Genomic DNA, 13178 nt, shown 5'->3' with positions numbered 1-13178 from the left:
ATACAGAGACCGGGCACGGTCAATTGCGGCAAAAGAAAAAGCGCAAGCCCGTTTGGACTTACGCTTCAATTCTGTCAGCAACTCAACTACCTATTAGTTTATCACTATAAGAAGAAAAAATGCAAGATGGAAAAACCTGTTAATCATCAAAATCTGCCGGGGGAATATCGACAAAGGGATCATCATCAAAAGGGTCATCCTCCTGTGAATATTTACCCTTATGCCGGCCGGGCGTGTCATCGTTCTGCTCCATTACCTTTCGACCGGTGCGCCGGATGGCAGTCTCGAAGCCGTTCAGCGCGGCAAAGGGCGCAAACTGCGCCGCCCGGGCTTCCGCGGACATGTGGGGATGCCGGTTAGAGCGGGGATGCGGGAGATTGATGATGTCTCCGTATTTCCGGAGGGTTTCTGCTTCTTCCGGTGTTAAGCTGTCGTTTGTGTTCTTATCCATTGTTTTCCTGCCTCGTTTTCGGATGAAGAGGGATACTCTTCTCTGATCCGGCTTTGTGGCCTCCGATCTGCCCGTTCCGCTCCCGCTGGGTTGCGCCGTCCTGGTAGCTGATTCCCTTCAGAACGGCGTTTTTCCCGTATTTTTTCTGGATGTTCAAGACGGCATTCTGGAGCTGTTTTTCCTGCTGGGGCGTGTGGGAGATCGTTTTCTCCTTGCGCGTGGTTTTTGTCCCGGAAGGAGAAAGCAGAGAGGACCCGCCGATGCCGCCGGCCAGGTCGAACATGCTGAGCTGCTTCGGCTGGCTTTCCTGCTGTTTCCGCTCTTCTTCAGTGAGGGACTCCGGCTGGGTGTGGCCGGCGGTGATGGTCAGCCGGCGGATGGTCAGGTCCGGGTCCACGATCCGGTCGAACAGGGCCAGGGTCTCTGGGATAATTCGGCTTCCGGATGAAGTCTGCTCGTGGAAGGAGGCGGTTCCATGGGCGTGGCGGGGCACCCGGCGGCCGTAGCCGTCAACGACCACAGGACCGCGGTAGTCCTTCCCTTTTATGCTGTGCTGCAGGTTTTCAATGTCGTAGCCGACGGTCAGCACGACCTGATCGGCGGTCAGGTGTGAGTCAACCAGGTCCAGAACCAGACTTTCCGTCATCTCCTGCAGGACAATCCGGGCTTCATCGTATTTATAAGGTCGGGTCAGCACCTGCCCGGAACCCAGACTGCTGGATTTCGGCCGGTAAGAGTGAATCTGGTCAATCGTGCAGGGCTCCCAGCCCCAGGCATGGTCGATCAGAAGCTCGGCATTTACCCCGAACATGCGGTAGAGAAGGTCCTCGTTATAGAAATCGGAAGGGTTTCCCAGGGAGCAGCGGGCGATGTCTCCCATGGTGTAAATTCCCCGGGACGCAAGCTTCTTTTCCGTCCGTCGGCCGATCCGCCAGAAATCCCGCAGGGGCCGGTGATTCCAGAGCTCCCGGCGGAAGGAATATTCATCCAGTTCCGCAATCCGCACCCCATCCGCGTCCGCCTCCTTATGTTTGGCGACGATGTCCATGGCGATCTTGCAGAGGTAGAGATTGCTGCCGATGCCGGCTGTCGCGGTGATGCCGGTCTCATGCAGGACTTCGCGGATCAGCTGCATGGCCAGTTCATGCGCCGTCATCTTATAGGTCTTCAGATATCCCGTCGCGTCGATGAAGACCTCGTCGATGGAGTAGACGTGGATATCCTCCGGCGCGATGTGACGCAGGTAAATCTGGTAAATGTCTGTGCTTACCTTAATATATGCGGCCATGCGCGGGGGAGCCGTAATATAGGTAAGTTTCCAGTCCGGATGTGCCGCGAGTTCGTCTGCATCAGAGGATTCTCCGGTGAAGCGGCCACCGGGTATGCGGGAAGCGCGCATGGCGTTAATCTCCCTGACCCTGGCGACGACCTCGAACAGGCGTGCGCGTCCGGAAATTCCAAGGGCCTTCAGGGACGGCGACACAGCCAGGCAGATGGTCTTATCCGTCCTGGAAGAATCCGCCACGACTAGATTGGTGCGCAGGGGGTCCAGACGCCGCGCCGCGCATTCCACCGAGGCGTAAAACGACTTTAAATCGATCGCAATGTAAGCGCGTTCCTTGGACATCTTCCCCTCCTCTCTTGACACGAACATGTGTTTGATGTTATTATAGCAGAAACAGCGCAGCGTGTACAGAAGATTTTTCTTTCTCCGGAGGGAAACGATGAAGCAGGTGAATATGTTTGAAAACAGAAGGACAGAGGAACCGCTGGCGGCCAGACTCCGCCCGCAGACCCTGGATGAATACGCCGGGCAGAAGCATCTGGTCGGAAAGGGGAAGATTCTCCGCCGCATGATTGAGCACGACCAGATCAGTTCCATGATCTTCTGGGGCCCGCCGGGAGTGGGCAAAACAACCCTGGCAAGGATCATCGCCCGCCAGACCCGCGCGGAGTTTCTGAACTTTTCCGCGGTAACGAGCGGGATCCGGGAGATCCGCCAGGTTATGAAGGAAGCCGAGCAGAATCAGGCCTTCGGCGGCCGGACCATCGTCTTCGTCGATGAGATTCATCGCTTTAATAAGGCCCAGCAGGACGCCTTTCTGCCTTTTGTGGAGCGGGGAACTATTACCCTGATCGGCGCGACGACGGAGAATCCTTCCTTTGAAGTGAACGGCGCGCTTCTCTCCCGCTGCCGGGTCTTCATGCTGAAAGCCCTGACAAAAGCTGATGTGAAAGAGGTTCTCCGCCGCGCTCTCTACGATCCGCGCGGCTTCGGGACGGATGCATCCGGCCGTAATTCCCGCGTGCGGATAGACGATTCCCTGCTGGATCAGATTGCCGTTTTCTCCAACGGAGATGCCAGAAGTGCGCTTTCTACATTAGAAATGGCGGTGCTGAACGGACAGGAAAACGAAGATCAGACGGTTACCGTAAGCAGAGAAACGGTGGAGCAGTGTACCGGAAAGAAAATGCTGCTCTATGACCGGGACGGGGAAGAGCACTATAACCTGATTTCTGCCCTTCATAAATCCATGCGGAATTCCGATCCGGATGCGGCGGTTTACTGGCTGGCCAGGATGCTGGAGGCCGGGGAAGACCCCTTGTATGTAGCAAGGAGAGTTGTGCGTTTTGCCAGCGAAGACGTGGGAATGGCCGATCCGAGAGCCCTGCAGACGGCAGTTGCCGCCTATCAGGCCTGCCATTACATCGGCATGCCGGAATGCAGCGTGCATCTGACGCAGGCTGTGGTGTACATGTCGCTTGCCCCGAAGTCCAACGCCCTCTACCGCGCCTATGAACACGCGAAGACAGACGCGCTGAACAGTCTGGCAGAGCCGGTGCCGATGAATATCCGAAATGGCGTCACCGGCCTGATGAGAGAAGAAGGCTACGGAAAGGGCTATCAGTATGCCCACGATACAAAGGAAAAGCTGACCGATATGCAGTGTCTGCCGGATGATCTAGAGGGGACTGTGTATTATGACCCGACGGAACAGGGCCTGGAGAAAAAATATAAGGAGCGGCTTCAGGCGATAAAGAAATGGAAAGAACGGAAACGGAAGGAGCAGAAATAAAGTTAAGTATTAAGAATAGAAATGTGAAAGCTATGTGATGGGAAGATAATTCTTTAGATTTATAAAATAGCGGAGAATGTGTGGGGACAAAAAGTGCTATACGGCTATAACGTTGGAATTTCAAGTGTCATGCGGTATGCTTGGCGGAGACAGAGGAAAGTGAAAATGCCGAAATTCCAAAGAGAAAATATGAAGTTCTAAAGAAAACCTAAGAATTCCATTGACTTCTTAACAGAAATTAAGTAATATAAGGACAGTTGATCACGGGAGAGCGGAAAGAACTTCCCGTGAATTGTTTTTAAAGCTTAAAAAATTTATTGAGAAGAATAGAAGGAGTTCACGAATGTATAACAAGGTAAAGTCCAATCGCAGAAAAACCGCAGCCGTATGCCTCGGCATGGCAGCTCTTTTGTCCGCAGGCACGGCTTTCCTCGGTGTATCATCCGGACACTCTGCAGTTTATGCAGATACAGCAAGAAGTACCACAGTCTCCAAGGTTGTAGCCAGCAACGGAGAGAAGTCTACAACCTACTATGTAGCTACCAATAAGTCTTCCAGCGAACTCGAGCAGGAAGTCAAGGATCAGATCAAGGAGGATAACTCCAATGTCAAGTCTGTAACCTTCAGCGATGACAGCTCCCTGACGGTAAGAAGCTCCGGCCTGGACAAGACCAGCGTGGAGAACAGCGGAAACGATGTCGATTCCGAGTCTGAGTTCTGCGACAGCGTTGTAGAAGACAAGGCGCTGGACACAACCATCGTATCCACAGAGAAGACAACAACGACCATCCCGTATAAAACAGTAAATAAGACAAGCTCCGCCCTGAGAAAAACAACTAAGAAGGTTACCGGCGGAGTCAAGGGAAAGACCGTCAAGACCTATGAAGTAACAACGACGAACGGAGAAACGACAGATAAAGATCTTGTTTCCACCAAGACAACACAGCCGAAAACAAAGGTCGTTACCAAGGGAACCGGTTCTGTAACGGTCGGAACGGGAAAAACCTACAGCGGAACCAGCGGCCAGGAAATCGCCAACTATGCGAAGAAATTCGTCGGAAATCCTTATCGCTGGGGCGGCACGAGCCTGACCAACGGAGCGGACTGTTCCGGATTCATTTATTCCGTTTACCGCCACTTCGGCCTGAACGTAGCCAGAATCCCGTCCACAGCCGGAAAGAGAGTTTCCCTGAGCAATCTGAAGCCGGGAGACATCATTCTTTACAGCGGACACTTCTCCATGTACATCGGAAACGGAAAAGTTGTCCACGCCATCAACTACCAGTACGGAATCGGAATCACATCCCTGAACTGGGGAAAGACAGCACGTTCTGCAAGACGAGTAGTGAAGTAAAATCAGAATATCTGAAACATAAATATATAGAACGGCCCGTCCGGAGAATGCGCAGCAGAAATTCCGCTGTGCATTCTCCGGATTTTCTATGTAGTGAATGCTGCTTTACGGATGCAATTTTTTATCACGGATAGCAAAAATTGTTCGTTTTTTTATACAGTTGTGATATACTTCAGATAGAGAAACAGGTGTATCTGATCATGCAGGTATTAGGGCACGCTGGCTCGTAGAAATCTTAAACGAATATCTCTATTTAAACACATATGTATATTCGAGAAGGCGAGGAGGTGAAATGCAATGGAAGGCACCAATAATCGCAGAAACAGACGGATCTGCATCGCAGTGCAGCTTACAGGGCTGATAATCTTCGGTGTTTCACTGGGTTATATCCTTACGAGCTGGATTATGTATTCGCTGTCGCTGTTCGAGGATGCAACTGCATTCTTTACTCTGCCTTTGGTAAATACGCTGTTTGCAGCTGTATTTGCTGTTGCGGGCCTGGTCATTGCATGGGCCGCATCCAGGCAGTCAAAAGGCAGCTGCCGCACTAACGGCTGAAAAGCAGTGAGTGTCCTGCATGCAGAGAGGGCCGGTTCGGAAGAACCGGCCCTTTTATATGGAATTGTAAGTATCACATCGTGTTTGCATCAAAGTACCGCAGACAAGCCATCTATGGAAAAATTCGTGCAGACATTGGCAAAATGTTAAGGATGCTGTGCCAGAGAAAAGGAATTGAAATCATTGAGCCGGGAGGCGTTCCAGGCACAGGCCGCGTACAGCTCACAGAAAAAGCCTGGAGATCTGTCAACAAGAACTCCCACTTAGCCCTTGACACCATCATACTGAAATACTTGGTTGAAATCCAATACAAAATCGGTTACTATGTGCCTGCAAGCAGGGCGTAAGATCCTGTTATTCTGTGGAAACGAACATATGTTTGGTTTAAGAATTTGTCTGCAATCGACAAAAACCGGGCCGGCCAAGGCGAAAACTTCCTTGCCGGGAACATTTTGTCGAAAAAACATAAAAAATACAATAGTGCATAGAGTAGAAAACGGATGGGAAAAACGATGGATCAGAACATGTATCAGCAGTATGTTAATATTCTGAAGGAAGAATTAGTTCCGGCGATGGGCTGCACGGAGCCGATTGCGGTGGCTTATGCGGCGGCGCTGGCCAGAAAGACGCTGGGGGAGCTTCCGGAGATAGCGGATGTGATCGTCAGCGGAAATATTATTAAGAACGTGAAGAGTGTCATCGTGCCGAATACGGGCGGCATGCACGGTCTGGAGGCGGCGGCTTCTGCGGGAATCGCAGCTGGAGACGCGGACCGGGAGCTTGAGGTTCTGGCGGGTGTGACGGAAGAGGAGATTCCGGCGATCCGTGACTATCTGGAATCCCATGAGATCAACGTGCAGAGGGCGGACACGGACCGTGTGTTTGAAATTGACCTGCGCGTATATAAAGGGGAGAACTCGGCAAGAGTGCTGATCTGCGACCGTCATACCAATGTGGTGAAGATTGAAAAGAATGGAAAACCGGTGTTTGAGAAGGACTGCAGTGGAGACGCGGAAACGCAGAAGAAGACCGACCGCAGCGTGCTGAATATCGAAGATATTGTTGAATTTGCAGAGAAGGCAGATCTGAACGATGTGGAGGAGACCCTGCAGCGGCAGATCGACTATAACACGGCGATTGCAAGAGAAGGACTTGGAAAGCCCTACGGCGCGAGAATCGGTCAGGTCCTGCTGGCATCTTACGGAGATTCTGTGCAGAATCAGGCAAAGGCCTGGGCTGCGGCGGGCTCGGACGCGCGCATGGGCGGATGCGATCTTCCGGTGGTCATCAATTCCGGCAGCGGAAATCAGGGAATTACGATTTCTCTTCCGATAATAAAATATGCAGAGTATCTGAAGGCAGACCATGAACATCTGCTCCGGGCGCTGATTATCGGCAATCTGACGGCGATTCATCTGAAGACGGGAATCGGCTGTCTGTCGGCCTACTGCGGCGCAACCAGTGCGGGTGCAGGTGCGGCCGCTGGAATTACCTATCTGTACGGCGGCGGAATGAAGGAAATTTCCCATACGATCGTAAATACCCTGGCGATCAATTCCGGCGTCGTCTGCGACGGAGCCAAGGCGAGCTGCGCGGCCAAGATTGCGTCCGCGATTGAGGCGGGACTTCTCGGCATGAATATGTATAAGCAGGGAAGCGAATTTTACAGCGGCGATGGCATCGTAACGAAGGGCGTAGAGAACACCATCGATAACATCGGTGAGCTGGCCCGGGACGGCATGGCGGATACCGATAAGGAAATCATCCACATCATGCTGAAGAAGAGAGCGTAGCGGATAAATATGAGAATTCCGCGCCGCTGCAGGCGGCGCGGAAGATGATGGATTAGTCAAAGGCAAAACCGAGCCAGGCGGGAAGCGGCTGACGGGAAGAGGGTTTCTGAATGATCTGCAGGGCTTCCGTCAGTTTCTGTGCGGCGGCATGTTCCTGCTGGTGTTCCGATTCTGCTTCTGCACCGGCCTCCGGAGTATCTGGAATGTGCACCATGCCGTGCACCAGGGCAGTGTCAGACCCTTTTCCGGCAGGAGTCATGCAGAAGGCGTGGGATTTATGGAAGAAGGCAGAAAAAAGAGAAAGAACACTTGTAAGTCTTTCCTTATTCTGTTCACGTTCTGCCAGAAGCTCTGGAATGTACAGAAGATCGCTGTCTTCTGCAGGCTCGACCGTAAATATGCAGGACAGCGGCGCTGTGCAGTGGAAAAATCCGGATGACGGAAAGCTGTCTGCAGCGTTTTCTGTTGGTTTTCCCGCGGACAGTCCGGTCAGCAATTCTGAGGATCCTTCCGGCATTTCTGCGCCGGCACAGAGGGATTCGTAGGCAAGTGCCTGATCGGACAGAAAGATATGCGGACGGTTGGAAAGGAAATTTTCGCGAAGATCATTGTATTCTGCTGCGGAAAGCGGACGGATATCCAGATTCCGGACAGTCCCTTCATCTGCAGCGGCGGCCTCTGCGGTCAGTTCTTCTTTATAGAAGAAGGGAAGGTAGTTCAGCGGGCGGTAGAAGTTTACCAGGCCCTGGTCAGCCGGGGAAAGAACGGAGAGATCTCCGTCTTTTTCTGCCTGCTCTGCGGCGTACTGGGTGATGGCAGAGCCGTATCCATGGCCGCGCTGAAGAGGATCGGTGCCGATGGCGTAGCTGATCTGTACCGGAACAGCGGAAATATCAGCTGCATGGGAAGCTGTGCTGAGTTCTGACAGAGTCCCCATGTGAAACTGGGTCAGTGCGGCGCAGACCTGATTTCCTTGGCCGGTCAGTGTGAATTTCCGGATGTTTCCCCGGAAGGCGTTCAAAAATTCGTCGATGATTCCCTGAGAATCACCGAAGCAGGCATTCCAGATGTGATAAAAATCATCGGATTCGCTGGAAGTATATGGATGTATATTCATGAATAAAACTCCTTTAATGCGTTAAAGCGATGCCGTGTCATGATGAATTTCTGAACGGCAGTCTCATATTATAGAGTAGTATACGCAGAAGGATGACAGCATGCAAGGCGAAAAAACCTGGTCACAAACAGTAAAAAAGTACCTGTTTTGCACGGAAACTTTAGTCTGATAAAGCAAACGGCGAAACATGCCATAGAAATGAAAATAATGTACATAGAGATGTAAATTTTTGGTGAACTTTGGTATATAACGTGGTATAAAAGCATGAAATATTGACGCAGGTTTTGGGCTGAAAAACAAATTACCGGGTATGGAAAAATGACTGGAATGCGGTATAGAATCCGGGGTGCTATAGATTTTCTGAATGTGGAGAAAGTATTGAAAAATAAATGAACGGGAATAAATCGGGCATGGAAATAAACAACATGAAAATTAATGTATAGAGTTGTATATTATTGAGATCATGTATACTTTTATTTTTCAGTATTTTCGCTTTCGAGGGTGTAAAGTATTAGTGGGAGTTTAGAAACTGGAAAAGGGATCTCCAAGTGCTAAGATAAAAGTGAAGAAATTACATCTATGCACTCGAAAGGAGATCCCTATGCCATCTATTATACATGAAATTGCAGCTGAATTCCTGGAAAATATTCTGGAAACACTAAAACCTCACGAAGGAATGAATTGGGAGGAAACCAGCGCAAAACTCATGAAGTACTGCAGGGAAACAACCGCCAGGTTCATTCGTGCGGCAGCAGAGGGATTTGATCAGGAATTGAGGAATGACAAAGCTGGCCGGAAACAACTCGGACTCACGATCAAAGCCAGAGGCAGGAAACGGACAATTTATACAGAATTTGGGACGATCGGGATCGAACGGAGCTATTACTATGACAAGAACAGCGGGAAGCACCGGTTTCTTCTGGATGAGATTCTTGGACTGCCAAAGTATGAACGTGTTGACCGGGTCGTAGGAAAGAAGCTGGCTGAAAATGCAGCCTGTGTATCCTATGCGAAGAGTTCTGAGATCGTGACGGGAGGTGAACTGAGCAGACAAACGGTAAGGAACTGTATCATGAAGGTGAATGTTCCAGAGACCGCAGTACCAGAGGTGAAGCGAAAGGTCAGTGTGCTCCATGTTTTTGCTGACGAGGATCACGTGCACATGCAGAAAGCAGGAAAGAAGCCCGGAAAACGGAGCAGAATCGTGCCACTGGTGACAGTGACAGAAGGAATCCGGATGATCGGCACCCATCGGAATGCGACGGTAGAGCCGGTAAGCTTCGTCGATGAAGAGTTCAATACCAGACGTCTGTGGAAGACGGTAGAGGGATTTATCGAGAAGAAATATGACATGGATGTGCTGGAGAAAATCGTGCTGCATGGAGACGGCGGGAACTGGATCCGGAATGGTCTGGACGATTTTTGTCATGTAGTTCACGTTATGGATGGTTTTCATTTCCAGAAGGCCCTTCGGTCACTGGCAGTCAGGTTTCCAAAGAGAAGAGTGAAGAAAGTGATCATGGATGCTGTGAAGGGAAATGATCAAAGCAGAGCTGACCGGTGCATACAGGAACTGCTGGATGACGCGAAGGAAGACAAGGAGCTGACAGAAAAAGTCAACGGATTCGGTGTCTATCTGAATGGGAACTGGAAGCCAATCGTGAATCGTTTCAAGAAGGATATGCCGGGAAGCTGTACAGAAGGACTGGTTAGTCATATTCTGTCGAAACGGTTCAGTCGTGAGCCGCAGGGATGGAGCGATGAAGGGCTCGGAAGACTGAGTGACATCAGAGTGTATCTGATCAATGGCGGTGAACTGAAGGCGAGTGATCTGCAGAAAAAAGAGCCTGAGAATATTCTCCGGGAGAAGTACGCTGAATATGCGGACCGTGTCATCCAGCATGCGGAAAAAGAACTGCATGACTGGAGTATTTTTGACGGAGAGCCTATTGTCATGGACGGAGCTTCCGGAACTCAGATGCTGATCAAGAGCTGTGGAGCAGTAAGAGAACTGCTAAGCTGATTGAACGTGAGACTGTAATGCAGCCTGATGCCTGGACTTCTGAGCGCCTCGCTGCCAGACGATCGACGGCCTGAATCCGGGGAAGGAAACAGCTGTGTGGAATGGAACCGTTCCGGGCATGAAATGCACGGAAACGGTGACAGGACACACAGGGCGTACCGAGGACGGGTCCGAAGGTACGCAGCCCGGAGAAGGCCGGCGGAGTCGGAAGCGTGAGCATGCGCGAAGGGAGCCGGGAGGCGTTCCAGGCACAGGCTGCGTACAGCTCACAAAACAACTTGGAGATCTGTCAACAAAAACTCCCACTAGCTCTTGACACCATCTTCGCTTTCATAATGTTTGACAATTATTTGACTTAAATGTATCATTGATATTGTTAATGAGCACTGTAATAAATATTCAGGAGGCGAACAAAATGTTAGATTCTAAGAAACTGGGCAGAATCGTTGAGAAGATGAAGGAACAGAATCTTCCGCAGATGATTATCTCTGATCCGGTATCCATTTTCTACCTGACAGGTAAGTGGATCATTCCGGGCGAGAGAATGCTGGCTCTGTACATCAATGTAAACGGCGACAATCATCTGGTACTGAACAAGCTGTTCCCGCAGACAGAAGATCTGGGAGTTCCTCTGACATACTATGACGATGTAGAGGACGGCGTCGAAATTCTGAGCCAGTTTGTAGACAAGGACGCTCCGATGGGCGTTGATAAGAACTGGCCGGCAAGATTCCTGCTGAGACTGATGGAGCTCAAGGGCGGCAGCAAGTTCGTCAACGGTTCCGTAATTGTCGACAAAGTAAGACAGATCAAGGATGAAGGCGAAAAGCAGGCAATGAGAGAGTCCGCAGCCAAGATCGATGAGGTTATGGACAAGCTGATTCCGTGGTGCGCTAAGGGACTGACAGAGCGCGAGCTGAACGACAAGTGCAGAGAGCTCTGCAAGGAAGTCGGATTCACAGATGTATCCTTCGACCCGATTACAGCTTATGCAAAGGGTGCTGCTGACCCGCATCATGTCACAGATGATTCCAAGGGCAAGCACGGTGACTGCGTAATCTTTGATATCGGCGGAATGTGGAAGAACTATGCTTCTGATATTACAAGAACTGTATTCATCGGCGAGCACAGTGAGAGACAGAAAGAAATCTACGATATCGTTCTGGAAGCAAACAAGCGCGGTATCGCAGCAGCTAAGCCGGGCGTAAAGATGAGCGACATCGATGCAGCTGCAAGAGATTACATCGCATCTAAAGGCTATGGCGAGTATTTCACACACAGACTGGGCCACTCCATCGGACTTGAGGACCATGAGGTCGGCGACGTTTCTTCTGCAAATGATGAGATCGTTCAGGTTGGTCAGGCATTCTCCATCGAGCCGGGAATTTACCTCTATGATGAGGGAATCGGCGTAAGAATCGAGGATATCGTCATCGTAACAGAGGACGGATGCGAGGTTCTGAACCATTATCCGAAGGAAGAAATGATCGACGTTCCAGACGGAAAATAGTCGGAAACAGAGGATATGATCCGCTGACTTTCAGGTTAAGTTTTGATTGCAATTCTCCTGATGCGCGGCAGCCGTCAGGAGAATTTTTTTCATAATCCACTGGTTTATGAATTTTGATTCTATCTTCATCTTATATTTAGGAGGAAAAACAATGGCAAAGGTTACAGAAGGTTATATGCCATTTCTCGGTCACCAGACGTATTACAGAATTGTAGGCGAGCGCAAGGACAACGGAAAGGCTCCGCTGGTCTTCCTGCATGGCGGCCCGGGATCCACACACAACTATTTTGAGGTTCTGGACTGTGTAGCAGATATGGACGACCGTCAGCTGGTTATGTACGACCAGATCGGCTGCGGAAAGTCTTATCTGGACGGACATCCTGAGCTCTGGAATCAGGACACATGGATGGACGAGCTGGATGCACTGCGCAAGCATCTGGATCTGGATGAGTGCCATATGCTCGGACAGTCCTGGGGCGGAATGCTGCAGATCTGCTATGCCATCGAGCGTCAGCCGAAGGGTGTAAAATCTTATGTTATTTCCAGCGGTCATCCGAGCAGCAGTCTCTGGGCACAGGAAGGTCTCAGAAGAATCAAGATGATGCCGGAGGACATGCAGAAGGCCATTCATCATGCTATGGAGACACAGGACTTCACAGGAGAAGCCTATGATGCTGCCGTAGCTGAATATATGAGAAGATATTGTGATTATCCGGTTACAGAAGATTCCCCGGAGTGCTTGAGCAGAGAGAAGAAGCACGGCGACGAGGCTTATCTCTATGGATGGGGACCGAACGAGTTCGTACCATCCGGCACACTGGGAGACTTTGAGTACGTTGACCGTCTGAACGAGATTAAGATTCCGTCTTTCATCTGCAGCGGAATTCAGGATCTCTGCTCACCGCTCGTTGCAAAGACCATGTATGACGGAATTCCGGATTCCAAGTGGGAGCTCTTCACACATTCCCATCATATGTGCTTCGTCGAAGAAACAGAGAAGTACATTGATCTCCTGATCAAGTGGCTGAACCAGCACGACTAATCAGGAAACTGAAGTTGTTTATAATCGGATGAACGTGAAGATTTGTTCGTTTTATTGATTTATATACTGAAAGATTATGCAGTAATTTTTGAACCCCCCTTCACGTTCACCGTTATTTATCGGAGCTTGTCACAAATGCATCTAAATTTCTTTATTCGCTGTGCATAAATTCTATTTACAATGTGATAAGTATATGATAAACTAATAGTCTACTTGTGATTATGCGCAAACCATCCGGAAGGCCGGACAGGTG

10 protein-coding genes and 1 pseudogene are annotated in these 13178 nt (G+C 50.4%); 8 read left to right on the top strand and 3 right to left on the bottom strand.

Annotated features, from left to right (window positions below):
* Positions 1-139: 139 nt before the first annotated feature.
* Together ACI77B_RS01485 and ACI77B_RS01480 are read right to left on the bottom strand one after the other, a co-directional pair.
* Positions 140-451, bottom strand: coding sequence for a hypothetical protein (locus tag ACI77B_RS01485; protein WP_409337053.1), 312 nt, complete (start codon positions 449-451; stop codon positions 140-142).
* Complete coding sequence (locus tag ACI77B_RS01480) at positions 444-2078, bottom strand: DNA methylase (RefSeq protein WP_409337052.1); 1635 nt, start codon at positions 2076-2078, stop codon at positions 444-446. Before ACI77B_RS01480 ends, ACI77B_RS01485 begins: the two co-directional genes overlap by 8 nt.
* Positions 2079-2175: 97 nt before the next feature.
* Between ACI77B_RS01480 and ACI77B_RS01475 the strand changes: the two genes are divergently transcribed.
* From ACI77B_RS01475 to ACI77B_RS01455, 5 genes and pseudogenes are all read left to right on the top strand, one after another.
* The gene (locus tag ACI77B_RS01475) at positions 2176-3528 is read left to right on the top strand and encodes a replication-associated recombination protein A (protein ID WP_409337051.1); all 1353 of its coding nucleotides are present in this window, start codon (positions 2176-2178) and stop codon (positions 3526-3528) included.
* A gap of 343 nt (positions 3529-3871) precedes the next feature.
* The gene (locus tag ACI77B_RS01470; RefSeq protein WP_409337050.1) at positions 3872-4882 is read left to right on the top strand and encodes a C40 family peptidase; all 1011 of its coding nucleotides are present in this window, start codon (positions 3872-3874) and stop codon (positions 4880-4882) included.
* A 297-nt stretch (positions 4883-5179) separates the two neighbouring features.
* A complete protein-coding gene (locus tag ACI77B_RS01465; protein ID WP_409337049.1) occupies positions 5180-5440 on the top strand; it encodes a hypothetical protein in 261 nt (86 codons plus the stop codon).
* Between the two features lie 56 nt (positions 5441-5496).
* Positions 5497-5628 (top strand): annotated as a pseudogene (locus ACI77B_RS01460) (transposase); the annotation flags it as partial.
* A 324-nt stretch (positions 5629-5952) separates the two neighbouring features.
* Positions 5953-7233: a serine dehydratase subunit alpha family protein gene (locus ACI77B_RS01455; protein ID WP_409337048.1), complete on the top strand. Its 1281-nt coding sequence runs from the start codon at positions 5953-5955 to the stop codon at positions 7231-7233.
* Between the two features lie 52 nt (positions 7234-7285).
* On the opposite strand, the gene ACI77B_RS01450 is transcribed toward ACI77B_RS01455, so the two are convergent.
* Positions 7286-8350 (bottom strand): GNAT family N-acetyltransferase, encoded by a 1065-nt coding sequence (locus tag ACI77B_RS01450; protein WP_409337047.1) that lies wholly within the window; start codon positions 8348-8350, stop codon positions 7286-7288.
* Between the two features lie 601 nt (positions 8351-8951).
* On the opposite strand from ACI77B_RS01450, the gene ACI77B_RS01445 reads away from it, so the two are divergent.
* From ACI77B_RS01445 to pepI, 3 genes are all read left to right on the top strand, one after another.
* A complete protein-coding gene (locus tag ACI77B_RS01445; RefSeq protein ID WP_409335832.1) occupies positions 8952-10373 on the top strand; it encodes an ISLre2 family transposase in 1422 nt (473 codons plus the stop codon).
* 415 nt (positions 10374-10788) lie between these two features.
* On the top strand, positions 10789-11883 hold the full coding sequence (locus ACI77B_RS01440; protein WP_409337046.1) for a M24 family metallopeptidase: 1095 nt from the start codon (positions 10789-10791) through the stop codon (positions 11881-11883).
* 151 nt (positions 11884-12034) lie between these two features.
* The gene (gene pepI / locus ACI77B_RS01435; protein WP_409337045.1) at positions 12035-12925 is read left to right on the top strand and encodes a proline iminopeptidase; all 891 of its coding nucleotides are present in this window, start codon (positions 12035-12037) and stop codon (positions 12923-12925) included.
* The last annotated feature ends 253 nt before the right edge of the window (positions 12926-13178 follow it).

The organism is Eubacterium sp. F2 (assembly GCF_046244355.1).
GTDB lineage: Bacteria > Bacillota > Clostridia > Peptostreptococcales > Anaerovoracaceae > Aminicella.
This window is presented reverse-complemented; position numbering and strand designations above follow the sequence as displayed.

Coding starts and splice junctions, on each gene's coding strand:
- ACI77B_RS01485 (WP_409337053.1), bottom strand. CDS start 451: ATGGATAAGAACACAAACGACAGCTTAACACCGGAAGAAGCAGAAACC.
- ACI77B_RS01480 (WP_409337052.1), bottom strand. CDS start 2,078: ATGTCCAAGGAACGCGCTTACATTGCGATCGATTTAAAGTCGTTTTAC.
- ACI77B_RS01475 (WP_409337051.1), top strand. CDS start 2,176: ATGAAGCAGGTGAATATGTTTGAAAACAGAAGGACAGAGGAACCGCTG.
- ACI77B_RS01470 (WP_409337050.1), top strand. CDS start 3,872: ATGTATAACAAGGTAAAGTCCAATCGCAGAAAAACCGCAGCCGTATGC.
- ACI77B_RS01465 (WP_409337049.1), top strand. CDS start 5,180: ATGGAAGGCACCAATAATCGCAGAAACAGACGGATCTGCATCGCAGTG.
- ACI77B_RS01455 (WP_409337048.1), top strand. CDS start 5,953: ATGGATCAGAACATGTATCAGCAGTATGTTAATATTCTGAAGGAAGAA.
- ACI77B_RS01450 (WP_409337047.1), bottom strand. CDS start 8,350: ATGAATATACATCCATATACTTCCAGCGAATCCGATGATTTTTATCAC.
- ACI77B_RS01445 (WP_409335832.1), top strand. CDS start 8,952: ATGCCATCTATTATACATGAAATTGCAGCTGAATTCCTGGAAAATATT.
- ACI77B_RS01440 (WP_409337046.1), top strand. CDS start 10,789: ATGTTAGATTCTAAGAAACTGGGCAGAATCGTTGAGAAGATGAAGGAA.
- pepI (WP_409337045.1), top strand. CDS start 12,035: ATGGCAAAGGTTACAGAAGGTTATATGCCATTTCTCGGTCACCAGACG.